The sequence below is a fragment of the Streptococcus mitis ATCC 6249 genome, assembly GCF_000146585.1.
GTDB lineage: Bacteria > Bacillota > Bacilli > Lactobacillales > Streptococcaceae > Streptococcus > Streptococcus mitis_AZ.
This window is the reverse complement of sequence record NZ_GL397179.1, coordinates 1466409-1491846: the sequence shown is the minus strand read 5'-3', so window position 1 is coordinate 1491846 and position 25438 is coordinate 1466409. Positions and strand designations below refer to the sequence as shown.

Sequence of the window (25438 nt, the reverse complement as noted above, 5' to 3'; positions counted from 1 at the left end):
GATAGGGTTACTCTTTGTCCTCTTTTTTTGTTTCCTGGTGGAAGATATTTTGCCAAGTTTCATGGCGACGCCAGATACTGGTGTGGACGATGCCATCTAGCTCATAGCAAATGAGCTTGGTTTTCTGACTAATGGAGGTAATCTGAATGTCCTTAATAGCAGCACTAAGTTCTTTTTCAGACTTATAAGCCTCTTTATTCATCTGCTCTCCATCTTGACGGATATAGAGAAAGTCCTCAGCAAGGAGTTCTTCTAATTGATTGCCTTGGTCAATCAATTGCTCGCGCATGAGTAGTTTTTTATAGACATTGTCCAAAATTTCGTCCTCAGGTATGGGAGCTGGCTCGATATGAACATCGGTATCAAAGACTCCAAAACGCTCTTCCAGCATGGATTCGACCTGGTCTGCAATTTCGTGACTTTCATAGACTGATAGATCAGGATTCATCTCTAGCGTGATATCAAGGTAGATATTGCTACCATAGGTACGCCCTCTTTGGGACTTAACCTTGCTGATTTTGGGAATTTCCATGATAGCCTTTTGGTAGTCCTCTAGCAGACGGTCATCAAAACCATCTGAAAGACTGAAGGAAGACTCAATAAAAATATCGTAGGCTGTCTTTAAGATAAAGAAAGTGATGATGATAGCGACCAATTTATCCACGATAGGATAATTGAAACTGCTGGCTAGGATAGCAATGGAAGTTCCAAGTGAGGTGACAGCATCGGAAAGATTGTCCTTGGCAGCTGCCTTGAGAGCCTTGGATTTGGATTTCTTACTGAGGCGTGTGTTATAGAGATAAACAGCAAACATGACTGCCGCAGAGACGACTCCGAGAGTTGCACCCAGAGGGTCGATAACTGTCTGTTCCCGACCGAGAATTTTTTGAATGGTGTCCCGAAGAACATCAAAACCAACATAGAACATGATGATGGAAGTGATCAAGCTAGCCAAATCTTCAATCTTCCAGTGACCAAAGCGATGGTCACGGTCTGCAGGTTGGCGGGCCATTCGAATCCCAATCAAGAGAGCAACATTTCCGATAATATCGGATACGTTGTTGAAACCATCCGCCACCAAACTGGAAGAATGCAGGAGGTGACCAGTTGCCAATTTTGCTGCAGACAAGAGGAGGTAGGTTGAAATACTGATAATAGCTCCACGTTCTGCCAATTTGAGATTTGACATGGATTGGTTCATCGGGCTTCCTTTCTAGTGCTGAGATTCTGTTTTCATTATACTGGTTTTCATGGGAAAATTCAAATTTAGTCTTGTTTCATCGGATTTTAATTCTTGAAAATTGTTCAAATTTTGATATAATAGTACTACTCAAGGGAGTAGCTGGCAGAAACCTGTGATAGTGTCGTCATTCCGAATTTTATACTGCAAAGTATGTTTTCCGGCGCTATCTTAAACAGCGAGACTTGTTATGATTAACAAGTCTCTTTTTGTTTGTCATAAAACAAAAGAGAGCTTGTTTTGCACACAATGTCAAGGAGGAGACACATGTCAAAAGAACAAAAACGGCAAGCGTTTTATACTCAAAGTCCTGAAGAGGTCTTGAAGTCGGTTGAAGCAACTGAGCAAGGTCTTTCGTCAAGCGAAGCGCAGAAACGCCTAGCTGAATATGGGCGCAATGAACTCGAAGAGGGTGAGAAAAAATCTCTCTTGGTTAAATTTATCGAACAGTTTAAGGATTTGATGATTATTATTTTGGTGGCTGCAGCCATCTTGTCTGTCATAACTTCTGGTGGGGAAGATATTGCAGATGCCATCATTATTCTAGCCGTTGTTATCATCAACGCAGCCTTTGGTGTTTACCAAGAAGGAAAAGCAGAAGAAGCCATCGAAGCCCTCAAATCGATGTCTAGTCCAGCTGCGCGCGTTCTTCGTGATGGGCACATGGCTGAGATTGATTCCAAAGAATTGGTACCAGGTGATATCGTTTCCCTTGAAGCAGGTGACGTCGTACCAGCGGACCTACGTTTGCTAGAAGCTAATTCACTTAAAATCGAAGAAGCAGCCTTAACAGGTGAATCTGTTCCAGTCGAAAAAGACTTGACCGTCGAGCTCTCTGGAGATGCTGGTATTGGTGACCGTGTCAATATGGCCTTCCAAAACTCAAACGTGACTTATGGTCGTGGTCTTGGTGTTGTTGTCAATACAGGTATGTACACGGAAGTTGGTCATATCGCTGGCATGCTCCAAGATGCGGATGAGACGGATACACCACTCAAACAAAACTTGAACAACCTTTCTAAGGTCTTGACCTATGCAATTTTGGTCATTGCCCTTGTTACTTTTGTAGTTGGAGTCTTCATTCAAGGAAAAAATCCACTTGGTGAGTTGATGACCTCTGTTGCGCTTGCTGTTGCAGCCATTCCAGAAGGACTTCCTGCTATCGTAACCATCGTTCTTGCCCTCGGTACTCAAGTTTTGGCTAAACGAAACTCTATCGTTCGTAAGTTGCCAGCGGTAGAAACACTTGGTTCAACTGAAATCATCGCTTCTGATAAGACTGGTACGCTTACCATGAATAAGATGACGGTTGAAAAAGTCTTCTACGATGCAGTCCTACATGACTCTGCTGATGACATTGAACTTGGCTTGGACATGCCACTACTTCGTTCTGTTGTTTTGGCTAATGATACTAAGATTGATGCTGAAGGAAACCTGATCGGGGATCCAACGGAAACAGCCTTCATCCAGTATGCCTTGGACAAGGGCTACGATGTTAAAGGGTTCTTAGAGAAATATCCTCGTGTAGCTGAGTTACCATTTGACTCAGATCGTAAGCTCATGTCAACGGTTCACCCATTGCCAGATGGTACATTCCTTGTGGCGGTTAAGGGAGCTCCAGACCAACTTTTGAAACGTTGTGTTGCTCGTGATAAAGCTGGAGATGTTGCTCCGATTGATGAGAAAGTCACTGAATTAATCCATACAAACAACTCGGAAATGGCTCACCAAGCCTTGCGTGTCCTTGCAGGTGCTTATAAGATTATCGAAAATATTCCAGAAAATCTTACTTCTGAAGAGCTTGAAAACAACTTGATCTTTACTGGTTTGATTGGGATGATTGACCCTGAGCGTGCCGAAGCGGCAGAAGCCGTTCGTGTCGCTAAGGAAGCGGGAATCCGTCCAATCATGATCACGGGTGACCACCAAGATACAGCAGAAGCTATTGCTAAACGTTTGGGAATTATCGACGACAATGACTCGGAAGACCATGTTTTGACTGGTGCTGAGCTTAACGAACTTTCAGATGAAGAATTTGAAAAAGTCGTTGGTCAATACTCTGTTTATGCGCGTGTATCTCCAGAACACAAGGTTCGTATCGTGAAAGCTTGGCAAAACCAAGGTAAGGTCGTTGCCATGACAGGTGACGGTGTTAATGATGCGCCAGCTCTGAAAACAGCCGACATCGGTATCGGTATGGGAATCACTGGTACAGAGGTTTCTAAGGGTGCTTCTGATATGATTCTTGCGGATGATAACTTTGCGACCATTATCGTCGCAGTTGAAGAAGGACGTAAGGTCTTCTCAAACATTCAAAAGACAATTCAATATCTTCTTTCTGCCAATACGGCTGAAGTTTTGACCATTTTCCTAGCAACCCTCTTTGGATGGGATGTTTTGCAACCAGTTCATCTTTTGTGGATCAACTTGGTAACCGATACCTTCCCAGCTATCGCTCTTGGTGTTGAACCTGCTGAGCCAGGTGTTATGACCCACAAACCACGTGGACGTAAGTCTAGCTTCTTCTCAGGTGGTGTCTTGAGTTCTATCATCTATCAAGGTGTACTCCAAGGGGCACTGGTCTTGACCGTTTATGGTCTAGCTCTTGCCTATCCAGTCCATGTAGGAGACAACCAAGCTATTCACGCAGATGCCCTTACAATGGCCTTTGCAACACTCGGTTTGATTCAGCTCTTCCATGCCTACAACGTTAAGTCTGTTTACCAATCCATCTTGACAGTTGGACCATTCAAGTCTAAGACCTTCAACTGGTCAATCTTGGTATCTTTCATTCTTCTTATGGCAACCATCGTTATAGAACCGCTTGAAGGTATCTTCCACGTAACCAAACTAGACTTGTCACAATGGGCTATTGTTCTAGCTGGAAGCTTCTCAATGATACTTATCGTCGAAATCGTTAAGTTTATTCAACGTAAGCTTGGTCTTGACAAGAACGCAATTTAAAAAGAAAGTCATCTTCGGATGGCTTTTTTTGCATTTGAGGGAAAGGACTAGAAGTTGCCCCCTTTTGTGCTATAATAAAGTAAAGTTGTAAGGAGCGTAAGAGAATGGAAAAGAGAATTGTCCGAGATGTCTTATTCTTGTCGCAGGTCTCGAAACCTGCAAGTCAGGAAGACCTTTATCTGGCTAAGGATTTGCAGGATACCCTGCTGGCTAATCGAGAGACCTGTGTTGGTCTGGCGGCTAATATGATTGGGGAGCAGAAGCGCGTGATTATCTTTAATCTTGGCCTAGTTCCCATGGTTATGTTTAACCCCATTCTCCTTTCCTATAAAGGACCTTATGAGACAGAGGAAGGTTGTTTGTCTTTGACTGGGGTACGACCAACAACTCGTTATGAAACGATTAAGGTTTCCTATCGCGATAGTAAGTGGCAGGAGCAGACCATTACGTTAACAGGTTTTCCAGCTCAGATCTGCCAGCATGAACTGGATCATTTGGAAGGACGGATTATTTAGGAGGAACGCAGATGAAACGCATACTTTTTGAACTTGTTTTTATCGCAACGACTTGGTATATCTTTTTGCCTCCCTTCAATCTGACTAGTTGGGAATTCATCTTCTTTCTCTGTGGGCATCTGGTGGTGATGGGGATTTTGTTTAGTTTCAGCAAGGAGACCAATCTCCTCAAAACGGTTCATGTACGACATGGCAAGCCTGCCAATGAGCTCAATCTAGAAGGACTTCATTTTACCAAACTCAGTAGAGGATTGTTACTGGCTGCAGGCCTTATCTTTGCCCTTGCTGGTCTGGTTAGCTTAGTGACATCAAGCTTTTTCCAAGCAAAAAACTATGCTAATGTGGTCTCTATCACAGAAAAAGACTTTAAAGATTTTCCTAAGAGTGATACCAGTAAGGTTCCAATTTTGGATCGGAGCACTGCAGAAAAGATTGGAGACCGTTATCTGGGCTCTCTGACAGATAAGGTATCCCAGTACGTAGCAGCAGATACCTATACTCAGCTGACGGTTGATGGCAAACCCTATCGAGTTACACCCTTGGAGTATGCCGATCCCATCAAATGGTTCAATAATCAAGCCAAGGGAATTGGCGAGTACATCAAGGTTGATATGGTGACAGGAAATGCGGAATTGGTGGATTTAAAAACGCCAATGAAGTATTCGGACTCCGAGTACTTTAACCGCGACGTCAAACGTCATCTTCGAATCAAGTATCCGACCAAGATTTTTAAAACGCCATCCTTTGAGGTGGATGATGAAGGCGATCCTTTCTATGTAGCAACCGTTTATCAAAAACAGTTTGGTCTAGGAGTACCTCGCCCTTCATCTGTTATTATCTTGGACGCTACTAATGGAGAAACCAAGGAATACAGCTTGGATGAAGTGCCAGAGTGGGTAGACCGTGTCTATCCAGCCGAAGAAACCATCGAACAAATCAACTACAACGGCAAGTATAAAGACGGTTTCTGGAATGCCTTGATTTCTAAGAAAAATGTTACCCAAACGACAGAGGGCTATAACTATCTTTCTATCGGAAATGACATTTATCTCTACACGGGGGTGACTTCAGCAAATGCTGACGAAAGTAATTTAGGATTTATCCTTGAAAACATGCGCACTGGTGAAATCACCAAGTACAATCTAGCATCAGCAACCGAAGAATCTGCCCGTGCTTCCGCAGAAGGAGCCGTGCAGGAGAAGGCCTATAAGGCTACCTTCCCTATTCTTGTCAATCTTAACGACAAACCGCTCTACATCATGGGCTTGAAGGATAATGCAGGCTTGGTCAAGGAGTATGCTTTGGTTGATGCAGTAGAGTACCAAAACGTCATCGTAGCAGCTACGGTAGATGAACTCCTCAGCAAATATGCCAATAAAAATGACCTCGAGCTAGATAATGAATCGGTAGAAAACATCAAGGGTGTAGTTGCGGATCTGAAATCAGCTGTCATCAAGGGAGACACTGTCTACTTCTTTAAAGTTGATGGAAAGATTTATAAGGTCAAGGCTTCCGTGTCAGACGACCTTCCTTACCTTGAAAATGGGCAATCCTTCGAAGGTCAAGTTGGAAAAGATAATTATCTCAAGACCTTTAAAGTACAATAATACTCTTCGAAAATCAAATTCAAACTACGTCAGCGTCGCCTTGCCGTACTCAAGTACAGCCTGCGGCTAGCTTCCTAGTTTGCTCTTTGATTTTCATTGAGTATAAAAATAGGTTTTCTCAGTTCAAGGAGAAAAAAGATAAATTCTTATCTATCTTAACAAGCTTAGCTGGCACAGCCCTTGTTCTCGTGGCTATCTGGTAAGGATGGCCAAAATAAACAGAGAAACCTCGGTATGAACCGAGGTTTTTAAGATGAAATTCTTGGTCGTGGTTGAAAAATATGCTACACTAACAATATGAAAATTTTAATCCCAACAGCAAAAGAAATGAACACAAACCATCCTTGTATCGAAGCGCTCCCCTTGAGTGAAGAAAGTCAGGCAGTCCTTGACTCACTGGCGCATTACTCAGCTAGTGAATTAGAGACTTTTTATAAGGTATCTGCCGAGAAAGCAGAAGAAGAGTACGGCCATATTCAAGCTTTAAAAGATCGAAGGGCTAAGAACTATCCAGCCTTGAAACTCTTCGATGGTCTCATGTACCGCCACATTAAGAGAGATAAATTGACCGAGAATGAACAAGCCTATCTTGAAGATCATGTCCTGATTACCTCAGCTTTGTATGGTGTTGTTCCAGTCCTATCACCTATGGCTCCTCACCGCTTGGACTTCTTGATGAAGTTAAAAGTGGCTGGAAAAACCCTGAAGAGTCATTGGAAATCAGCCTACGATGAGGCGCTAGAGGATGAGGACTTGATATTCTCCCTCCTATCATCTGAGTTTGAGACCGTATTTTCGAAGGAAATCAGAGAAAAGATGGTGACCTTCAAATTTATGGAGGACAAGGCTGGTCAGTTGAAAATCCACTCTACTATTTCAAAAAAAGCTCGCGGCGCCTTTTTGACCGCCTTGATAGAGGGGCAAGTTCAAACTGTTGAACAAGCTCGCAAGCTCAGTTTCGCCGGTTTTGACTATCGACCTGATTTATCAAGTGACTTAGAACTCGTCTTTGTGAAACAAGCATAAAACCAGCTCGAATGAGCTGGTTTTTACTAGATTAGTTGATGGCTGCAAGTAGGTCGTCAGCTTGTTTTTCAAGTGATGAAGCAGTTGCTTCTTCTAACACCAATTTTCCGTCAGCCCAAGCAGAGTCATTGACGCGAGCAGCTGTAAAGTCACCAACGACTTGTGTACGGATAAATGGCAAGAGGTCTTTGTAAATCGCAAAGAGTTGATCGTGACCGGCATTGGCTACAGATGAGACAGTAACAAACTTGTCTTGGAGGGCAGAAGCACCACGTGTATCAGACAAGTCAATGGCGCGAGAGAGCCAGTCAAGCAAGTTTTTCACTGTTCCAGGGATAGAGAAGTTGTAGACTGGAGAGAAGATCCAGATGGCATCCGCAGCAAGGACTGCTTCACGAGCAGCAGCTACAGCTGGATGGGTTGGAACTTCCAAATCTTGGCTGAAGAGAGGAACAGCTGAATAATCAAGATAGCTAACTTCCGCTTTTCCAGCAAGTGCTTTTTCAGCTTCGAGGGCCATTTGGTGGTTGAAAGAACCTTGGCGAAGTGAACCGACGATAAATAATACTTTTTTAGACATGTTGTGTCTCCTTTAGTTTAAAATTCAAAGAGCGAACCCTTTTGTTACCATTTATGTTACAACAAAAAAACTAATTAGCAATAATTTTGCTCACAAATTTTTAAATTTTTTTAAAATGTGGATTAAGTCTTCCTTTTCGCTATCTTCCAAGATGCTGAGTGCTTCTACGATAGAATCTATATGGTCAGGAAGAACCTCTTCGATTTTTCTACGTCCTGCAGGTGTTAGTTTCAGGAAAAAAGAACGACGATCTTTTGGGTCACAAGTTTTAGAAATCCACCCATCTCGAACCATATTTCGAATAACAACAGTCATGTTTCCAGAAGTGGCCAACATTTTTTCAATCAAATCCTGAATGCGCAGTTCTCCCTTGCTATAGAGAGTTTCCAGAACGGAAAATTGAGTAGGGGTTAGTCCGTGTTCTTTGGCAGCCTTGGTTTCATAAGGTTTAAAAGTTCGTATGGCTTTATTGATAACGATAGCCGTTTTTAAGTCTAGTTGATTATCGGAAATTTTCTTTTTCAAATATTGTTTCATAAGGGTATTCTATCAATAAATAAATAGAAATACAATAGGCATGGATTTCATAGGGAAATTATCTCAGAAAGTTCCTATATTCACTTGTAATAAAGGAAGAGAGATGGTAAAATAGACGAGTGAAACAAAGACAGAAAAAAGCAAAAAACAAGCTACTTTTACAGTATGGAATCGGTATTTCTCTGGTACTGCTAGTCATGACGACTTCCTTCCTTTATCTGATATCACTCAGCATGAAACCCTATCAAGATGCTAGGGTTGAAGGAGAAAAACTAGCCAAGCAGTATGCAGAATTGGAACAGGCAGATCAGGTTGATTTTTATAATGGACTAGAAGGTTATTACAGCGTTTTAGGACATAATAAAAAGCAAGAGGCCATTGCCGTACTGATTGAAAAGAATGACCATAAAATTTATGTCTATCAGCTAGATAAGGGGATTTCTCAAGACAAGGCAGCGACGATTTCGAGGGAAAAAGGAGCTAGCGACATTGACAAAGTCACCTTTGGTCGCTATCAGGACAAGCCGATTTGGGAAGTTAAGTCAGGAAACCAGTACTATCTGATCGACTTTGAAACTGGAGCAGTAATCCAATAAGGAGGACATATGAAACTATCCAAACGTGTACTAGAAATGGAAGAAAGCGTTACTCTAGCCAGTGATGCAAGAGCCAAGGCATTAAAAGCTCAGGGAAAAGATGTTCTTTTCTTAACCTTGGGACAGCCTGATTTTCATACTCCTGAAAATATTCAGGATGCAGCGATAGAAGCGATTCGAGATGGACGCGCTTCCTTCTATACAGTTGCTTCAGGCCTACCAGAGTTAAAAGCGGCGGTTAATACCTATTTTGAACGCTACTATGGGTATTCCGTAGCGGCTAACGAGGTTACCTTTGCCACTGGTGCCAAGTTTTCTCTCTATACCTTTTTTATGGCTGTGGTCAATCCAGGTGATGAGGTCATTATCCCTACACCATACTGGGTCAGTTATGGGGACCAAGTCAAGATGGCAGAAGGTGTGCCGGTCTTTGTCCAAGCCAAGGAAGACAATCACTTTAAAGTAACGGTCGAGCAGCTAGAAGCGGCCCGAACAGATAAGACCAAGGTCTTGGTTCTCAATTCGCCATCGAATCCGACCGGTATGATTTACACTCGTGAGGAATTGATGGCTATCGGAAATTGGGCGGTTGAACATGATGTCCTCATCCTAGCAGATGATATCTATGGTCGCCTAGTTTATAATGGAAATGAATTTGTTCCAATTTCTAGTCTGTCAGAAGCGATTCGCAAGCAAACCATCGTGATCAACGGTGTATCTAAGGCCTATGCCATGACCGGTTGGCGGGTAGGTTATGCTGTAGGAAATCCTGAAATTATCGCTGCTATGAGCAAATTGACAGGACAAACAACCTCAAACCTAACTGCTGTATCACAATATGCTACCATTGAAGCCCTAACTGGACCACAAGACTCTGTCGAAACCATGCGCCAAGCATTTGAGGAACGGTTGAATACCATCTATCCTCTTTTGTGCCAAGTGCCAGGATTTGAAGTAGTCAAGCCCCAAGGAGCTTTCTATCTTTTCCCAAATGTAAAAAAAGCGATGGAGATGAAGGGCTATACCGATGTGACGGACTTTACAACAGCTATTCTTGAGGAAGTCGGTCTGGCCTTGATTACAGGAGCAGGATTTGGGGCGCCAGAAAATGTTCGTCTCAGTTATGCAACTGACTTGGACACCTTGAAAGAAGCCATTCGCCGTTTGCATCAATTTATGGAAAAATAAAACTTAGAATCTTCGTCATTTTGACGAAGATTTTTTGTATCGAAAATCTCGCGATTTTTCTCTAGTCGAACCTAGCTATCGCAGTCTATTTATGGTAAAATAGTGAGTAATGACGTCTTCGGACAAGTTAAACGAAAAAAGGAAGATAGATTATGACAAAACGTGTAACAATTATCGATGTAAAAGACTACGTTGGTCAAGAAGTGACCATTGGAGCCTGGGTTGCCAACAAATCAGGAAAAGGGAAAATTGCCTTCTTGCAATTGCGTGATGGAACAGCCTTCTTCCAAGGTGTAGCCTTTAAACCAAACTTTGTAGAAAAATTTGGTGAAGAAGTGGGACTTGAGAAGTTTGATGTCATCAAACGCTTGAGCCAAGAAACTTCTGTTTATGTGACAGGAATTGTCAAAGAAGACGAACGTTCTAAGTTTGGTTATGAGCTCGATATCACAGATATCGAAGTCATCGGTGAATCTCAAGATTATCCAATCACACCAAAAGAACACGGAACAGACTTCTTGATGGACAACCGTCACTTGTGGCTCCGTTCTCGTAAGCAAGTAGCGGTCATGCAAATCCGTAACGCTATCATCTATGCAACCTATGAGTTTTTTGACAAGAACGGCTTCATGAAGTTTGATAGCCCAATCCTTTCAGGAAATGCGGCTGAAGATTCAACCGAACTCTTTGAAACAGACTACTTTGGGACACCAGCCTACTTGAGCCAATCAGGGCAGCTTTACCTTGAAGCAGGTGCTATGGCCCTTGGTCGTGTCTTTGACTTTGGACCAGTATTCCGTGCGGAGAAATCAAAAACACGCCGTCACTTGACTGAGTTCTGGATGATGGATGCGGAGTACTCTTACTTGACACATGATGAGTCACTTGACTTGCAAGAAGCATATGTTAAAGCCCTTCTTCAAGGTGTTCTTGACCGTGCTCCTCAAGCCTTGGAAACCTTGGAACGTGATACAGAGCTTTTGAAACGCTACATTGCAGAACCATTCAAACGTATCACTTACGATCAAGCTATTGACCTCTTGCAAGAGCATGAAAATGATGCCGATGCCGACTACGAGCATTTGGAACATGGAGATGACTTCGGTTCACCGCATGAAACTTGGATTTCAAACTACTTTGGTGTGCCAACTTTCGTTATCAACTATCCAGCAGCTATCAAGGCCTTCTACATGAAACCAGTCCCTGGAAATCCAGAGCGCGTGCTTTGTGCAGACTTGCTTGCACCAGAAGGTTACGGAGAAATCATCGGTGGTTCTATGCGTGAGGAAGACTACGATGCCCTTGTCGCTAAGATGGAAGAACTTGGTATGGATCGTACAGAATACGAATTCTACCTTGATCTTCGTAAATACGGTACTGTACCACACGGTGGATTTGGTATCGGGATCGAGCGTATGGTAACTTTCGCAGCTGGTACAAAACACATCCGAGAAGCGATTCCATTCCCACGTATGTTGCACCGTATCAAACCATAAGAAGACTAAAACGCCATAATAGGCGTTTTTTCAAAACACTATCATACTTGAAGGAAGAGGTGAGGAACATGTAAAGTTAGGATTAACAAGTGACAGACACAAAGATATATACACTTGTTAAAGGAGAAATGATGTTTAAACCAAGTTATCGGAAGAATATCGGTCTCATGGCTGGTGTGGAATTTTTTGCCTTTCTAGGCATTACCAGCTTTTGGATTTTATTTCTCAGTCAAAATGGGATGTCACTTTGGCAGATTGGCTTATTGGAAAGTATTTTTCATGCCACCAGTGTCATTTGTGAAATTCCATCTGGAATGTTAGCTGACCGCTATTCCTATAGAACCAATCTATATTTAAGTCGGATTGCTGGGATTGCGTCGTCTATTCTCATGTTACTAGGGCAAGGTAATTTTTGGTTTTATGCACTCGCAATGGTGGTGAGTGCCTTGTCTTATAATTTTGATTCGGGGACGAGTGCAGCTATGGTTTATGATTCGGCCGTGGAGGCTGGATTAAAAGAGCGCTACTTGTCTATCTCAAGTTTTATGTCAGGAGTAGCAGAAGGAACTCGGTCTATGGGGACCGTTTTAGCGGGATTTTTTGTCCATGGTCAATTGCACTTGACCTACTATATCATGATTGCCACTTCTATAATCGTCCTATTCTTAACTTGGATGCTAAAAGAGCCTAGTGTTAAAGCGCAAAAATCTGAGCGTCTGACCATGAAAAAGATTATGTTGACTGTCAAAGTGGAGCTGCAGAGAAATCCCAGTCTTTTTGGTTGGATGATTCTGTCCCAAATCATTGGGACAGTGATGTGCATGTTTTATTTTTACTATCAAAATCAACTGCCGGACTTAGAAGGTTGGCAGATTTCGATGGTCATGTTAATCGGCAGTGTTTTGAATATCTGGGCAATTTATCTAGCGAGTAAGATTGGAAAGAAGTATGCAGCCTTAAAGCTCTTTCCAATTCTTGTACTCTTAACGGGAGTGACCTACTTACTTTCCTACTTTGGTACGCCGCTGATTTATATTTTGATTTATTTGATTAGTAACGCCTTATATGCTCTCTTTCAACCGATTTTTGACAACGATTTACAAAAGCGACTCCCAAGTGAGGTACGTGCAACCATGCTAAGTGTCTACTCCATGATGTTCAGCCTGAGTATGATTGTTATTTTTCCTCTAACGGGTTGGCTGATTGATGCTCTAGGTTTTGTTGAAGCCTTCCTTTACTTAGGATTCTTTTTAGTAATAGTCGGCTTTTCACTATTTTTCATTTTGAAAGAGATGGCCAGAGCTGTAGAACTGAAAGAGAATGTTATTTCTAAGCAATAAAGTTATTTTTCATTTTTATCTTTTTTTCTTGCTATCCACTAGTATTTCTAGTATAATAGTTAATTGTGAGCAAACCTCACTTACCCCTTGCAAAGTCTTGGGGTCATTAGACCAAAAGGAGGAACATATCAATGGCTAAATACGAAATTCTTTATATCATTCGTCCAAACATTGAAGAAGAAGCGAAAAACGCTTTGGTAGCACGTTTTGACTCTATCTTGACTGACAACGGTGCAACTGTTGTTGAATCAAAATCATGGGAAAAACGTCGTCTTGCATACGAAATCCAAGATTTCCGTGAAGGACTTTACCACATCGTTAACGTTGAAGCAAACGACGACGCAGCTCTTAAAGAGTTTGACCGTCTTTCAAAAATCAACGCTGACATTCTTCGTCACATGATCGTCAAACTTGACGCGTAAGAAGGTAAATTATGATTAACAATGTTGTACTTGTAGGGCGTATGACACGTGACGCTGAGTTGCGTTATACCCCATCAAATGTAGCAGTTGCGACTTTTACTCTTGCAGTAAACCGTACATTCAAGAGTCAAAATGGCGAACGTGAGGCTGATTTTATCAATGTCGTTATGTGGCGCCAACAGGCTGAAAATCTTGCTAACTGGGCTAAAAAAGGCTCTCTTATCGGGATCACAGGTCGTATCCAGACTCGTAGTTACGATAACCAGCAAGGACAACGTGTCTACGTAACAGAAGTCGTGGCTGAGAATTTCCAAATGTTGGAAAGCCGCGGAGTGCGTGAAGGACATACAGGTGGGGCTTATTCTGCACCAACTGCTGGTCAATCAGCACCTGCAAACCCAGTACCAGACTTTTCACGTTCTGAAAATCCATTTGGAGCAACAAATCCATTGGACATTTCAGATGATGATTTACCATTCTAATGGACAATTAATACTATAAAGGAGAAAAAACATGGCTCAACAACGTCGTGGCGGATTCAAACGCCGTAAAAAAGTTGATTACATCGCAGCAAACAAAATTGAATATGTTGATTACAAAGATACTGAGCTTCTTAGCCGTTTCGTTTCAGAACGTGGGAAAATCCTTCCTCGTCGTGTAACAGGAACTTCAGCTAAAAACCAACGTAAAGTAACAACAGCTATCAAACGCGCTCGCGTAATGGCTTTGATGCCTTTCGTAAACGAAGATTAAAGAAAAGACCCTTACGGGTCTTTTTTTCACGAGCCTTGAAATGAGAGAGCAAGTTGAGGTCCAGTGGACCTCTTTTTCATGAGCTCGAAAATAAGAAAGCGAGTCAAGACCCCAACGGGTCTTTTTTTCACGAGCATGGAAATGAGAGAGCGAGTTGAGGTCCGGGGGGCCTCTTTTTCATGAGCTTGAAAATAAGAAAGCAAATTAAGACCCCAACAGGTCTTTTTTTCACGAGCTTTGAAATGAGAAGGCGAGTTCGGTCTGGGTGGACCCTCTTTTTCAGATTTTTATAGGACTTTGTTAGAAAGGATTCCCTGTTGACCTAGTAAGATTCTTTTGTCTTACTAGGTTTTTTCTTTTAATCTTTATTATCGTGCTATAATGGTAGGAGAAAGCTTTAAAGGAGCAACTTATGAAGACGACATGTTCAATTAGAAAAATGCAAGAATCAGACATTAAAGATCTATCTCGAGGATTTATCAGCCAAGGTTGGCCAGGTAGAGAGGAGATTTTAACTCGATACTTCAAGGAGCAGGAAAGTGGAGAGAGGGAAGTGTTAATTGCTGACCTTACTAGTGCTGTAGCGGGCTACATTACTATTTTACCCGATGCGAAGCAGGGCCCCTTTGCTGGAATGGGTCCAGAACTTTCAGATTTCAATGTCTTTGAGCCCTTTCAAAATCAAGGTATTGGAAACTTCTTGATGGAAGAGTCAGAAAATCGAGTTAAGCTTTTTTCAGACAAAGTGACGTTGGGTGTAGGTTTGCACTCAGGCTATGGACCTGCTCAGAGATTGTACATCAAACGAGACTATATTCCAGATGGTTCAGGCGTTTGGTATCGAAATCAGCCCTTGGAAATGAATGCGGTTTGTGAAGATATCGGAGAATTGGTCTTGTATCTGTCGAAAAATTTGTTTTAAGACAGATTTTATAAGGTTTAAGTTTAAAATATAGTAAACACTCACAATCCCTTTTTCATCTGAAAGAGGGATTATTTGTTTCACATTAATTGCTCTATTCTTCAAAATGGTAAAATATAATTGTTTGAAATATCAAAATAAAAATAAATATTAAAAAAAATATATAATTCATTCCTTTAGAAATAAAGGTTGTTTTCAAAGAAAGCTTAAAAAAACCTTTAAAAACCCCGTAAACAAAAATATTTACACAGTGTAAACTATATTGTTACAAAAAGATTACAGTTTGTTAAAATTAAATTAAATGCAAGACTATACTTTGGAAAAAATTTGACATATAAATTAATTGACGGTAAAATAATTAAGGATATTCAAATTAATTGATTTTTGAATAATTCGATAGTCAAATTAATATCACGTATCAAATTTTATGATAGTAAAAGGATACCATAATGAAAAAACTGAAAGTGATGGTTGTTTTTGGAACACGACCAGAAGCTATTAAAATGGCCCCTTTAGTGTTAGAATTACAAAAACATAGTGACAGCATTGAGACGATCACAGTTGTGACAGCTCAACATCGTCAAATGCTAGATCAAGTTCTTGAAACATTTCGAATTCAGCCTAACTATGATTTAGATATTATGGGGAAAAATCAATCCCTTTTAGATATTACTGGAAAAATTTTAGAAAAGTTTGATCCAGTTGTTAAGCAAGAACTTGCAGATATCATTCTTGTTCATGGTGATACTACAACGACCTTTGTAGCCAGTTTAGTAGGTTTTTACAATCAGGTTCGAATCGGGCATGTTGAAGCTGGATTGAGAACATTTGATAAGTATTCTCCTTTCCCAGAAGAAATGAATCGCCAGATGACTGACAATCTTGCTGATCTTTATTTTGCTCCAACTAGTGAGAGTAGAGATAATCTCCTCAAGGAAAATCATCCTGAGTCTGCGATTGTTATTACGGGAAATACGGCTATCGATGCATTGAAACTCACTGTTCAATCAGACTACCATCATGAAGTTCTAGATCAATTGGATCCTTCCAAAAAGCTTGTTTTAGTAACTATGCACCGTCGTGAGAATCAAGGTCAACCAATGAGAAATGTCTTTGCAGCTTTACGTGAAATGGTCGATCTTCATCAGGAAATTGAAGTTGTTTATCCTGTCCACCTTAGCCCTGCTGTGCAAGAAGCAGCAAAGGATATTCTAGCTGGTCATGACCGCATTCACTTGATTGAACCTTTAGATGTACTTGATTTTCATAATTTGGCGTCTAAAAGTTATTTTATTATGACCGACTCAGGTGGTGTCCAAGAAGAGGCACCTTCCCTCGGCAAACCTGTCCTTGTCCTTCGTGACACAACGGAACGTCCAGAAGGAGTAAGAGCAGGTACATTGAAGCTAGTTGGTACGGATCCAGTACGTGTGAAAGAAGCAATGGCGGCACTCTTAACAGATGAAACTCTTTATAGACAAATGTCTCAGGCACCAAATCCTTATGGAGATCGCAGAGCCTCTGAACGAATCGTACAATCCATTCGACAGTACTTTGGGGCAGCGACTTCTGTATCTGAATTCAAAGAGGGAGAAATAAGATAATATGAAAAATTGGAGTCAATTTAAAAACTGGCTTATGGCTTTGCTTGCTTGTGAGGTCATTCTTTTGGTGCTTTGTTTTTTGTATGCTCGAGCAATCATTTTAGAACAAATCTTGTTTTTAGCTTTAGCCTTGTTTGCAGTGTTGGTATTATCTGACCTTTTGCTTACTTGGACCCTTATCTTAGCATTTGGTTTTGGACTTATCGTTTTGGTTGCGGGTGTGGTTTATATCCCAATCATTCAACTGATCTTCTTATTAATCAGTTTTCCTCTTTTGATTGGGATTCTACTTAAGGTTCGTTATTATTTCTTCAAGGTGGCCTCAAAGGTCCAAGAACAGGAAGACGAAGCTCGAGTAGATTACCAAGCTATGGTAACTGAACAAAGTGATGTGATGGTACAGTCCTTATTAGTTCATTGGTCCCATGAAGATTTGTTTTTCCAGATTAAACCTAAAGAACATAATCTGATGCTCAGTCGCATTCAAGAGGTAATTTCTCAGGAATTGAGTTACAACGATAAACTCTATTACGTTTCAGATGGGAATTTTCTTGTTTTATCTAATAGTAGTCAAGATTCTTTGAAGCAACTTTATTTGAATGGTTTGCAGGAGAAACTAAGCAGTTTAGTTTTTCATGGAGAAGATGGAAACCAAGGAATTCAATTCCAAACAGGTTACCTGATGATTAACTCTGAGCATAGAAGTAAATATAAAGACTACTCAGATGTTGCTAGTCATTTAAAGCGTCAACTCGAGACGGATGTAATTGTAGAATATTAGGAGGAAAACATGACTTTGACCGAACTATTTTTTGGTATTGCTTTGGGACTCAGTCTCTTTTTTGGCATTTGTTTTGTCATACTATTTACTGCTTACAATGTACTTTACCATCGAGTGAATAAAAATTTTAAGGCGGTGAATCATGATTAGTCAAATCTTAATGATTTTTACTCTGCTTACTATTTGGATTTCTCTGGCTTGGGGTTTGGTAATTCTCTTTTCAGCAGTACACTTTTGGTTTAAGCACAGTGATTTTCGTGTAGATACTTCGCCACTACCTTATTATCCTAAGGTTACCATTGTTGTACCTGCCCATAATGAGGATGTGGTTATTGCTCAAACGGCAAAAGCTATTCTGGACATGAATTATCCTCACGATCGTGTGGAGTTACTCCTGTTTGCGGATAACTGTTCGGACAATACCTATGCAGAGTGTTTGTCTGTACAAGCCATGCCTGAATATGCAGGAAGAAATCTGACTATTATCGACCGTACTGGTACGGGAGGAAAAGCAGGAGTTCTAAACGATGCTTTGGAGATGGCAACAGGTGAATACATCTGTGTCTATGATGCGGATGCCATGCCCGAAAAAAATGCCCTATATTTCCTTGTCAAAGAAGTGATGAAGGATCCAGAACGTCATGTGGCATCTTTCGGTCGAAACAAGACTCGAAATGCCAATCAAAATTTCTTGACACGTTGTATCAACCAAGAAATCGTTGTTACCCAGCGGGTGCACCATGTTGGGATGTGGCATCTCTTTAAAATTGGTCGTATCCCAGGAACCAACTTTATCATTCAAACCGACTTTGTAAAGAGTATCGGTGGTTGGAAAAATGGTGCCCTGACTGAGGATACCGATATTTCTTTCAAAATCATGCAGAGTGGTAAATTGATCGCCCTTGCCTATAATTCAGAGGCTTTCCAACAAGAACCTGAGACTTTAAAGAGTTACTATATGCAACGTAAACGTTGGGCGAAAGGAAACTACGAAGTTGTTCTATCAAACTTTAAGCATTTATTTGGCAGAGCAAACTGGCGTGTTAAATTAGAAGTTTTTAACTATTCGTGTGTTTTCTTTTGGTTTAACTTTGCCATTGTTTTATCAGATTTGATTTTCCTTGCGAATGTGCTAGCCATCTGTCTTAACCTATTCTTCCCAGATATCAGGATTCCGTTCGCTTTTGATGCGGACAATATCTACATTGCCCAGCTCATGCTTTTCAACTGGATTCTCATGATTGGTCTCTATTTGATGCAAATTATGACAGCATTAGCAAGTCAGTTTGGACAAGCGACGACAAAACAAATCTGGTTAGCCTTGGCAGCCTATTTCTCTTACGCACAGATGTTTATCGTTGTATCCATTGATTCCATTTCTTCAATCGTGCTGGACAAAGTACTCAAACGAAAAGAAACCAAGTGGGTTAAAACCAAGCGATTTGCAGGATAGGAGGATTTATGAAAACGAATAAATTAAAATATGTATGGTTTGTGCTCATCCTTTCTATCTTTTGTTTAACCTTGTTTTTGGCAAGAGGAAGGAGTAAAGTCGAGATGCGCAATCGTATTTACCGCCAATGGAGCCAACAGTTTCTTGTGACTAAGGGAAATCAGTCCTATGTCCGTACGACGAATGATTCTGAGGAGACAACAGTTCTATCAGAAGCTCAAAGTTACGGCATGCTCATAACAGTTTTAGCTGCCCAAAAAGGGCAAGCAAGTCAAGCAGATTTTGAGAGTCTTTATCGTTATTACCAAAATCATCGTATCGAGGGAACGCAGTTGATGTCTTGGAAGCAAGTGATCAAAAATGATAGCGAAACGATCGAGAAACAAAATGCAACTGATGGTGATCTCTATATCGCTTATTCTTTAATTGAAGCTGCCAAACAGTGGCCAGATAAAGCACAAGAATACCAAGAGCAAGCTAAAAAAATCTTGGCTGATATCCTTCAATACAATTACAACGAAGAGACAGGTGTTCTGACAGTAGGGAACTGGGCCAACAAGGATTCCGATTACTATTACTTGATGCGAACGTCTGATACCCTACCTCACTATTTCCAGTCTTTCTATGACCTGACTGGAAACAAACAGTGGTTAGATGTTAAGGATAAGATGCTTGGGCAATTGGAGCAAATCAGTTCTCATTCTGATACCGGTCTCTTGCCAGACTTTATCTGGGCTGAGAAGTCAGGGGCGCGTCTTGTTGATGCCAACACTATCGAATCTCAATACGATGGAGCTTATTCTTATAATGCTTGTCGTTTGCCTTATCACTTGTCACAGAGCCAGGATGAAAGAAGCCAAAAACTCGTTCAAAAGATGATGAATTTCTTTATGAAAGAGCAGCGCATTTATGCTGGCTATGACTTGAACGGAGCGGCCCTCAACCAATACCAGGCAGGTAGTTTTTTGGCCCCGATTACCTATGCATCTGACAAGGGAGAAGGCTATCTGAAACTTCTTCAGCAAAATAAATACATTTTCACACAAGATTTACCTTTAGAGAGCTACTATGATGCAACGATGATTACCATGATTGCTCTAGAGATGTTCTAGGATGAAAAGAGAGGGCTAGTTCAACTGGCTCTCTTTTTGATAGGTTTTCATCTTTTTTCAAAAAAGGAATTTCCTAAGGTTTATGGTATAATGGAAAGAGTGATGGAAAAGAGGTAGAGAGATGGATGCAAAATTAAAATACAAGGCAAAGAAGATTAAAATCGTCTTTTTTGATATCGATGATACCTTGCGTACGTCAAAGACGGGCTTTATTCCGGCGACAATTCCCACTGTTTTTAAGCAGTTGCGAGAGAAAGGGATTTTAACAGGTATTGCCTCTGGGCGAGGTATTTTCGGTGTTGTTCCAGAGATTCGAGACCTCAAGCCGGATTTTTTTGTAACCCTGAATGGGGCCTATATAGAAGATAAAAAAGGTCAAATCATTTATCAGCATCAGATTGCTAAAGAAGATGTGGAAGAATACATTTCTTGGACAAAACAAGAGGGGATTGAGTACGGCTTGGTTGGCAGTCATGACGCCAAACTCTCCACTCGAACAGAACTGATCAGTGAGGCAATTGATCCGATTTATCCAAACTTGGATGTGGATCCAGGTTTTCATGAAAAAGTAGAGATTTATCAGATGTGGACCTTTGAGGAGAAAGGGGACGACTTGCGGTTACCAGATAGTCTCTCTGGTAAACTTCGCATGGTGCGTTGGCATGAACATTCATCTGATATCGTGCCTATTTCAGGTTCAAAAGCCACAGGTGTAGCCAAGGTGGTGGAGCATTTAGGCTTGAAACCAGAGAATGTCATGGTCTTTGGAGACGGTCTCAATGACTTGGAACTCTTTGATTATGCAGGAATTAGCATTGCCATGGGAGTTTCCCATGAAAAAATCAAAGAAAAAGCAGATTATATTACAAAAACAGTAGAAGAAGATGGCATTTTTGATGCCTTAGAAGGATTTGGTATGGTAGAAAAAGAATTGCATTTCCCACAAGTAGACATTGAAACAGTAGAAGGTCCTCTCGCGACCATTAAGACAAATTACGGAGACTTGCGTATCAAGCTCTTCCCTGAACAAGCTCCCAAAACAGTAGCAAACTTTGTTGCGCTTTCAAAAGACGGTTACTATGATGGTGTGATTTTCCACCGTATTATCAAGGACTTTATGATTCAAGGTGGAGACCCAACTGGTACTGGTATGGGCGGAGAGTCAATTTATGGTCAAGCGTTTGAAGATGAATTTTCAGAAGAACTCTATAATGTTCGTGGCGCTCTTTCTATGGCCAATGCTGGTCCAAATACAAATGGGAGTCAGTTCTTTATCGTGCAAAACCAACACTTGCCATACTCTAAGAAAGAGATTGCGCGTGGTGGTTGGCCAGAACCAATCGCTGAGATTTATGCAGAGCAAGGTGGAACTCCTCACCTTGACCGCCGCCATACTGTTTTTGGGCAATTGGTAGATGCAGCATCTTTTGCTGTCTTAGATACCATTGCAGCTGTTGAGACTGGTGCAATGGACAAGCCAGTTGAAGATGTGGTAATTGAAACGATTGAAATTGAGGACTAGAATGAAAATTGGTGATAAGCTAACTGGGCGTATTACAGGAATTCAGCCCTATGGTGCCTTTGTCGAGTTAGAGACAGGGGTGACAGGGCTGATTCACATCTCGGAAATCCGAACGGGATTTATTGAGAATATCTATGATATTTTAAAAATTGGTGATGAGGTTCAAGTACAGGTGGTGGATTTTGACGAATACACTGGGAAAGCCAGTCTTTCTATCCGTACTTTGGAGGAAGAAAAACATCAATTGCCAAGACGGAGACGTTTTTCAAATGATCGTATCAAGCATGGTTTTGCGCCACTTGCTCGAATGATGCCTGTTTGGACGCGTGAAGCATTAGAGCATTTAAAAAAGAAGCCGTAAATACAATTATCTAAATCATTTGTGATGTTAACATAATTTGATATAATGAAAGTATGAAAGAAGAACAATTATTAAAATCAGGAGAGCGAATCAACCAGCTCTTTTCGACAGATATCAAGATCATTCAAAATAGAGAAGTGTTTAGCTATTCGGTGGATAGTGTTCTCTTGTCACGCTTTCCTCGCTTTCCTAAAAATGGCTTAATTGTGGACTTTTGTGCTGGCAATGGTGCAGTTGGACTTTTTGCAAGTAGTCGTACCAAGGCAAAAATTCTCTCTGTGGAGATTCAGGAGCGCTTGGCGGATATGGCAGAGCGTTCGGTTCGGTTGAATGGCTTGGAAGAGCAGATGCAGGTTATTTGCGATGATTTGAAAAATATGCCTGCTCGCGTTCAGGGAAGTAAGGTGGACATGATTTTGTGTAATCCGCCTTATTTTAAGGTGGATCCGCATTCCAATCTGAACGAGAGTGAACACTACCTTCTGGCCAGACACGAAATTACTACTAACCTAGAAGAAATCTGCCGAAGTGCTCAGAGTATTCTCAAGTCTAATGGCCGTTTGGCCATGGTTCATCGTCCAGATCGACTTTTGGATATTCTAGATATGCTTCAACGCCACAATTTAGCACCCAAGCGCCTGCAATTTGTCTATCCTAAACGAGAAAAGGAAGCCAATATGCTTTTAATCGAAGCTATCAAAGATGGGTCTATTAGTGGCTTCAAGGTCTTGCCACCGCTCATTGTTCACAATGACGATGGCTCCTATACGCCAGAAATTCAAGAGATTTACTATGGATCATAAGGCCTATATGTATGTGGTGGAGTGCCGTGACGGTTCTTACTATACAGGCTATACAACGGATGTGAAGAGGCGCCTTGCCGTTCATAATAGTGGTAAGGGAGCCAAGTATACCCGAGCTCGCTTGCCAGTCAAACTCATCTATGTAGAGGGTTTTACCAGCAAAGAAGAAGCCATGTCTGCCGAAGCTCTCCTCAAACGAAAGAAACGTCCACAGAAAGAACGATTTTTATCCGAAAATCAAGAAAAAAATCTAGTTAACGATATTGATGTCTAATGAGGAGTCCTTTGACTCCTCTTACTTTTGTCAAAAGAGGAAAAAAGTGCTAAAATAAGATGAATAAATTTAAAGAGGTATTATCATGTCTAAGATTCTAGTATTTGGTCACCAAAATCCAGACTCAGATGCCATCGGGTCATCTGTAGCCTTTGCTTATCTTGCAAAAGAAGCTTATGGATTGGACACAGAAGCAGTAGCACTTGGAACTCCTAATGAAGAAACAGCCTTCGTTTTGAACTATTTTGGTGTAGAAGCACCACGCGTCATCACATCTGCTAAATCAGAAGGTGCAGAGCAAGTTATCTTAACAGACCACAATGAATTCCAACAATCTGTTTCAGATATCGCTGAAGTAGAAGTTTACGGTGTTGTAGACCACCACCGTGTAGCTAACTTTGAAACTGCAAGCCCACTCTACATGCGCTTGGAACCAGTTGGATCTGCGTCTTCAATCGTTTACCGCATGTTCAAAGAACACGGTGTAGCAGTTCCTAAAGAAATTGCAGGTTTGATGCTGTCTGGTTTGATTTCAGATACCCTTCTTTTGAAATCACCAACAACTCACCCATCTGATAAAGTCATTGCTCCTGAATTGGCTGAATTGGCTGGTGTCAACTTGGAAGAGTACGGTCTCGCTATGCTGAAAGCTGGTACAAACTTGGCTAGTAAATCTGCTGAAGAATTGATTGACATCGATGCTAAGACCTTTGAACTCAACGGAAACAAGGTTCGTGTAGCCCAAGTAAACACAGTTGATATCGCTGAAGTCTTAGAACGTCAAGCAGAAATTGAAGCAGCAATGCAAGCGGCCAATACAGCAAATGGCTACTCTGACTTTGTCTTGATGATTACAGACATCGTCAACTCAAACTCAGAAATTTTAGCTCTTGGATCAAACATGGACAAGGTAGAAGCAGCCTTCAACTTCAAACTTGAAAACAACCATGCTTTCCTTCCAGGTGCCGTTTCACGTAAGAAACAAGTGGTGCCTCAGTTGACAGAAAGCTTTAATGGTTAATAGTCTGAGTGATAATTGAAATGAGGAAACGTTAGTTTCCTTATAGCTAAAGGGGTTTCGGCTCCTTTTTTTCTAGGAGAGAAAGATGTTAGAAAATGGTGACTTGATTTTTGTGAAGGACCTTTCAGATATGGGGCAGGCCATCCAGACTTCTACTGGGAACTATAGTCATGTAGCCATCTTTTTGGACGGTTTCATTTACCATGCTAGTGGGCAAGCTGGTGTCATTTGTCAAGAACCGGCTGAATTTTTTGAACCAACTCATCTCTACGATCTTTATGTCTATCCAGAGCTGGAAGCTGACTTGGTAAAGGAGAGAGCTAGCAAACATTTGGGTGCACCCTATAATGCCTCGTTTTATCCAGATGGGTCTGGCTTTTACTGCTCCCAGTACATCGCTGAAATCCTACCGATTTTTGAAACTATTCCCATGAAATTTGGGGATGGGGAGCAGGAGATTAGTGATTTTTGGAGAGAATACTACAGGAAACTCGAACTTCCTGTGCCTCTGAACCAGCCGGGGACCAATCCCAGTCAGTTGGCAGCATCTCCTCTTTTAGAATGTAAAGAAAGGAATCTTCATGATTCAGATTTTTAATCCATCACGTTTGACGCGACAGCCACTTTTTATAGATTTGGTGGACTATCTGGACCAGCATGATGATGTAATCCTCCGGGAAATCAAGGCTCAGTTTCCAGATGTGGCAGTTGATAAACTCATGGAAGAGTATATTAAGGTAGGCTTGATCCGAAGGGAAAACAAACGCTATTTTCTCAATCTCCCTTTTTTAGAATCTACGGATGATTTAGCCCTTGACCAAGAAATTTTTATCAGAGAGGACAGTCCAGTCTATCAAGCCTTGCTAGAGAAGACTTTTGAGACAGAATTGCGCAATCAAACCAATGCAGCTATTTTAGTCGAATCTACGGATTTTGCTAGAGAAAAGATGACCCTGTCTAATTATTTCTATAAGGTCAAGAATCAATATCCTTTAACAGAAAAACAGCAGGAACTCTATGCCATTTTGGGAGATGTCAATCCTGAGTATGCTCTCAAATATATGACGACTTTTTTACTGAAATTTCTCAAAAAAGATCAATTAATTCAGAAACGGCGTGATATCTTCGTTGAGAGTTTAGTCGTCTTGGGTTATATTGTTCAAAACGAAGAAGGAAAGTATGAGTTGGCAGTTGATTTTGACAAGGAACGGTTGACTTTCTATTTGACTTAATTATTTGCTTTTGAGCAGATTGTTTGACTTTACTAAAGAATAAGCATAAACTTAATGTAAGCGATAACCATTATCGTATTAAAACAAAA

General features: G+C 41.1%; 27 protein-coding genes. 24 read left to right on the top strand and 3 right to left on the bottom strand.

The genetic code is table 11. The features are described 5' to 3' along the window. Window positions 1-7: 7 nt before the first annotated feature. Entirely contained in the window at window positions 8-1201 is a 1194-nt protein-coding gene (gene mntE, locus HMPREF8571_RS08910) for a CDF family manganese efflux transporter MntE (RefSeq protein ID WP_001076578.1), read from the bottom strand. Between the two features lie 306 nt (window positions 1202-1507). On the opposite strand from mntE, the gene HMPREF8571_RS08905 reads away from it, so the two are divergent. From HMPREF8571_RS08905 to yaaA, 5 genes are all read left to right on the top strand, one after another. Beyond that, complete coding sequence (locus tag HMPREF8571_RS08905) at window positions 1508-4204, top strand: cation-translocating P-type ATPase (protein WP_000032430.1); 2697 nt, start codon at window positions 1508-1510, stop codon at window positions 4202-4204. 104 nt (window positions 4205-4308) lie between these two features. Continuing rightward, window positions 4309-4719, top strand: coding sequence for a peptide deformylase (locus HMPREF8571_RS08900; RefSeq protein WP_000415396.1), 411 nt, complete (start codon window positions 4309-4311; stop codon window positions 4717-4719). Window positions 4720-4730: 11 nt separating this feature from the next. Next, window positions 4731-6326 carry a hypothetical protein gene (locus HMPREF8571_RS08895; protein WP_000821460.1) on the top strand — a complete coding sequence of 532 codons (1596 nt, stop codon included), beginning with the start codon at window positions 4731-4733 and terminating at the stop codon, window positions 6324-6326. Window positions 6327-6412: 86 nt separating this feature from the next. Further along, window positions 6413-6529: a DUF3953 domain-containing protein gene (locus HMPREF8571_RS11340; protein ID WP_084849169.1), complete on the top strand. Its 117-nt coding sequence runs from the start codon at window positions 6413-6415 to the stop codon at window positions 6527-6529. A gap of 94 nt (window positions 6530-6623) precedes the next feature. Then, a complete protein-coding gene (gene yaaA, locus HMPREF8571_RS08890; protein ID WP_000697800.1) occupies window positions 6624-7352 on the top strand; it encodes a peroxide stress protein YaaA in 729 nt (242 codons plus the stop codon). A 31-nt stretch (window positions 7353-7383) separates the two neighbouring features. Here the strand turns inward: yaaA and HMPREF8571_RS08885 are convergent, their stop codons facing one another. Together HMPREF8571_RS08885 and HMPREF8571_RS08880 are read right to left on the bottom strand one after the other, a co-directional pair. Next, complete coding sequence (locus HMPREF8571_RS08885) at window positions 7384-7932, bottom strand: NADPH-dependent FMN reductase (RefSeq protein WP_000039628.1); 549 nt, start codon at window positions 7930-7932, stop codon at window positions 7384-7386. A gap of 90 nt (window positions 7933-8022) precedes the next feature. Beyond that, window positions 8023-8469, bottom strand: coding sequence for a MarR family winged helix-turn-helix transcriptional regulator (locus HMPREF8571_RS08880; RefSeq protein ID WP_000816323.1), 447 nt, complete (start codon window positions 8467-8469; stop codon window positions 8023-8025). A 119-nt stretch (window positions 8470-8588) separates the two neighbouring features. Between HMPREF8571_RS08880 and HMPREF8571_RS08875 the strand changes: the two genes are divergently transcribed. The 19 genes from HMPREF8571_RS08875 (at window position 8589) to HMPREF8571_RS08785 (ending at window position 25349) form a co-directional block, all read left to right on the top strand. Next, complete coding sequence (locus tag HMPREF8571_RS08875; RefSeq protein ID WP_000813704.1) at window positions 8589-9065, top strand: DUF5590 domain-containing protein; 477 nt, start codon at window positions 8589-8591, stop codon at window positions 9063-9065. Between the two features lie 9 nt (window positions 9066-9074). After that, window positions 9075-10253 (top strand): pyridoxal phosphate-dependent aminotransferase, encoded by a 1179-nt coding sequence (locus tag HMPREF8571_RS08870; protein WP_000777441.1) that lies wholly within the window; start codon window positions 9075-9077, stop codon window positions 10251-10253. Window positions 10254-10405: 152 nt separating this feature from the next. After that, the gene (asnS, locus tag HMPREF8571_RS08865; protein ID WP_000167157.1) at window positions 10406-11749 is read left to right on the top strand and encodes an asparagine--tRNA ligase; all 1344 of its coding nucleotides are present in this window, start codon (window positions 10406-10408) and stop codon (window positions 11747-11749) included. A 131-nt stretch (window positions 11750-11880) separates the two neighbouring features. Next, on the top strand, window positions 11881-13089 hold the full coding sequence (locus HMPREF8571_RS08860; protein WP_000476149.1) for an MFS transporter: 1209 nt from the start codon (window positions 11881-11883) through the stop codon (window positions 13087-13089). 131 nt (window positions 13090-13220) lie between these two features. Beyond that, window positions 13221-13511, top strand: a complete 291-nt coding sequence (rpsF, locus tag HMPREF8571_RS08855) for a 30S ribosomal protein S6 (RefSeq protein WP_001151782.1) — start codon at window positions 13221-13223, stop codon at window positions 13509-13511. Window positions 13512-13522: 11 nt separating this feature from the next. Then, entirely contained in the window at window positions 13523-13993 is a 471-nt protein-coding gene (ssbA, locus tag HMPREF8571_RS08850; RefSeq protein WP_000609596.1) for a single-stranded DNA-binding protein SsbA, read from the top strand. Window positions 13994-14024: 31 nt separating this feature from the next. Beyond that, complete coding sequence (gene rpsR / locus HMPREF8571_RS08845; RefSeq protein WP_000068664.1) at window positions 14025-14264, top strand: 30S ribosomal protein S18; 240 nt, start codon at window positions 14025-14027, stop codon at window positions 14262-14264. 412 nt (window positions 14265-14676) lie between these two features. Next, complete coding sequence (locus HMPREF8571_RS08840) at window positions 14677-15186, top strand: GNAT family N-acetyltransferase (RefSeq protein ID WP_000858584.1); 510 nt, start codon at window positions 14677-14679, stop codon at window positions 15184-15186. A gap of 449 nt (window positions 15187-15635) precedes the next feature. Further along, window positions 15636-16790, top strand: a complete 1155-nt coding sequence (wecB, locus tag HMPREF8571_RS08835; protein WP_000734433.1) for a non-hydrolyzing UDP-N-acetylglucosamine 2-epimerase — start codon at window positions 15636-15638, stop codon at window positions 16788-16790. Between the two features lies 1 nt (window position 16791). Beyond that, entirely contained in the window at window positions 16792-17571 is a 780-nt protein-coding gene (locus HMPREF8571_RS08830) for a hypothetical protein (RefSeq protein ID WP_000800620.1), read from the top strand. 142 nt (window positions 17572-17713) lie between these two features. Then, window positions 17714-19024 carry a glycosyltransferase family 2 protein gene (locus HMPREF8571_RS08825; protein ID WP_000625363.1) on the top strand — a complete coding sequence of 437 codons (1311 nt, stop codon included), beginning with the start codon at window positions 17714-17716 and terminating at the stop codon, window positions 19022-19024. Between the two features lie 8 nt (window positions 19025-19032). Then, on the top strand, window positions 19033-20136 hold the full coding sequence (locus HMPREF8571_RS08820) for a glycosyl hydrolase family 8 (RefSeq protein ID WP_000856187.1): 1104 nt from the start codon (window positions 19033-19035) through the stop codon (window positions 20134-20136). Window positions 20137-20257: 121 nt separating this feature from the next. Next, entirely contained in the window at window positions 20258-21658 is a 1401-nt protein-coding gene (locus tag HMPREF8571_RS08815; protein ID WP_000338985.1) for a bifunctional Cof-type HAD-IIB family hydrolase/peptidylprolyl isomerase, read from the top strand. A gap of 1 nt (window position 21659) precedes the next feature. Then, window positions 21660-22019 carry a S1 RNA-binding domain-containing protein gene (locus tag HMPREF8571_RS08810; protein ID WP_000689618.1) on the top strand — a complete coding sequence of 120 codons (360 nt, stop codon included), beginning with the start codon at window positions 21660-21662 and terminating at the stop codon, window positions 22017-22019. Window positions 22020-22072: 53 nt separating this feature from the next. Beyond that, window positions 22073-22822, top strand: coding sequence for a tRNA1(Val) (adenine(37)-N6)-methyltransferase (locus HMPREF8571_RS08805; RefSeq protein WP_000657023.1), 750 nt, complete (start codon window positions 22073-22075; stop codon window positions 22820-22822). Then, on the top strand, window positions 22812-23096 hold the full coding sequence (locus HMPREF8571_RS08800; protein WP_000349633.1) for a GIY-YIG nuclease family protein: 285 nt from the start codon (window positions 22812-22814) through the stop codon (window positions 23094-23096). Before HMPREF8571_RS08805 ends, HMPREF8571_RS08800 begins: the two co-directional genes overlap by 11 nt. A gap of 85 nt (window positions 23097-23181) precedes the next feature. Beyond that, on the top strand, window positions 23182-24117 hold the full coding sequence (locus tag HMPREF8571_RS08795) for a manganese-dependent inorganic pyrophosphatase (RefSeq protein ID WP_000036060.1): 936 nt from the start codon (window positions 23182-23184) through the stop codon (window positions 24115-24117). Between the two features lie 85 nt (window positions 24118-24202). Continuing rightward, the gene (locus tag HMPREF8571_RS08790) at window positions 24203-24715 is read left to right on the top strand and encodes a YiiX/YebB-like N1pC/P60 family cysteine hydrolase (protein WP_000892234.1); all 513 of its coding nucleotides are present in this window, start codon (window positions 24203-24205) and stop codon (window positions 24713-24715) included. Further along, the gene (locus HMPREF8571_RS08785; RefSeq protein WP_000614494.1) at window positions 24699-25349 is read left to right on the top strand and encodes a DUF1803 domain-containing protein; all 651 of its coding nucleotides are present in this window, start codon (window positions 24699-24701) and stop codon (window positions 25347-25349) included. The genes HMPREF8571_RS08790 and HMPREF8571_RS08785 overlap by 17 nt, the downstream gene beginning before the upstream one ends. Window positions 25350-25438: the final 89 nt, after the last annotated feature.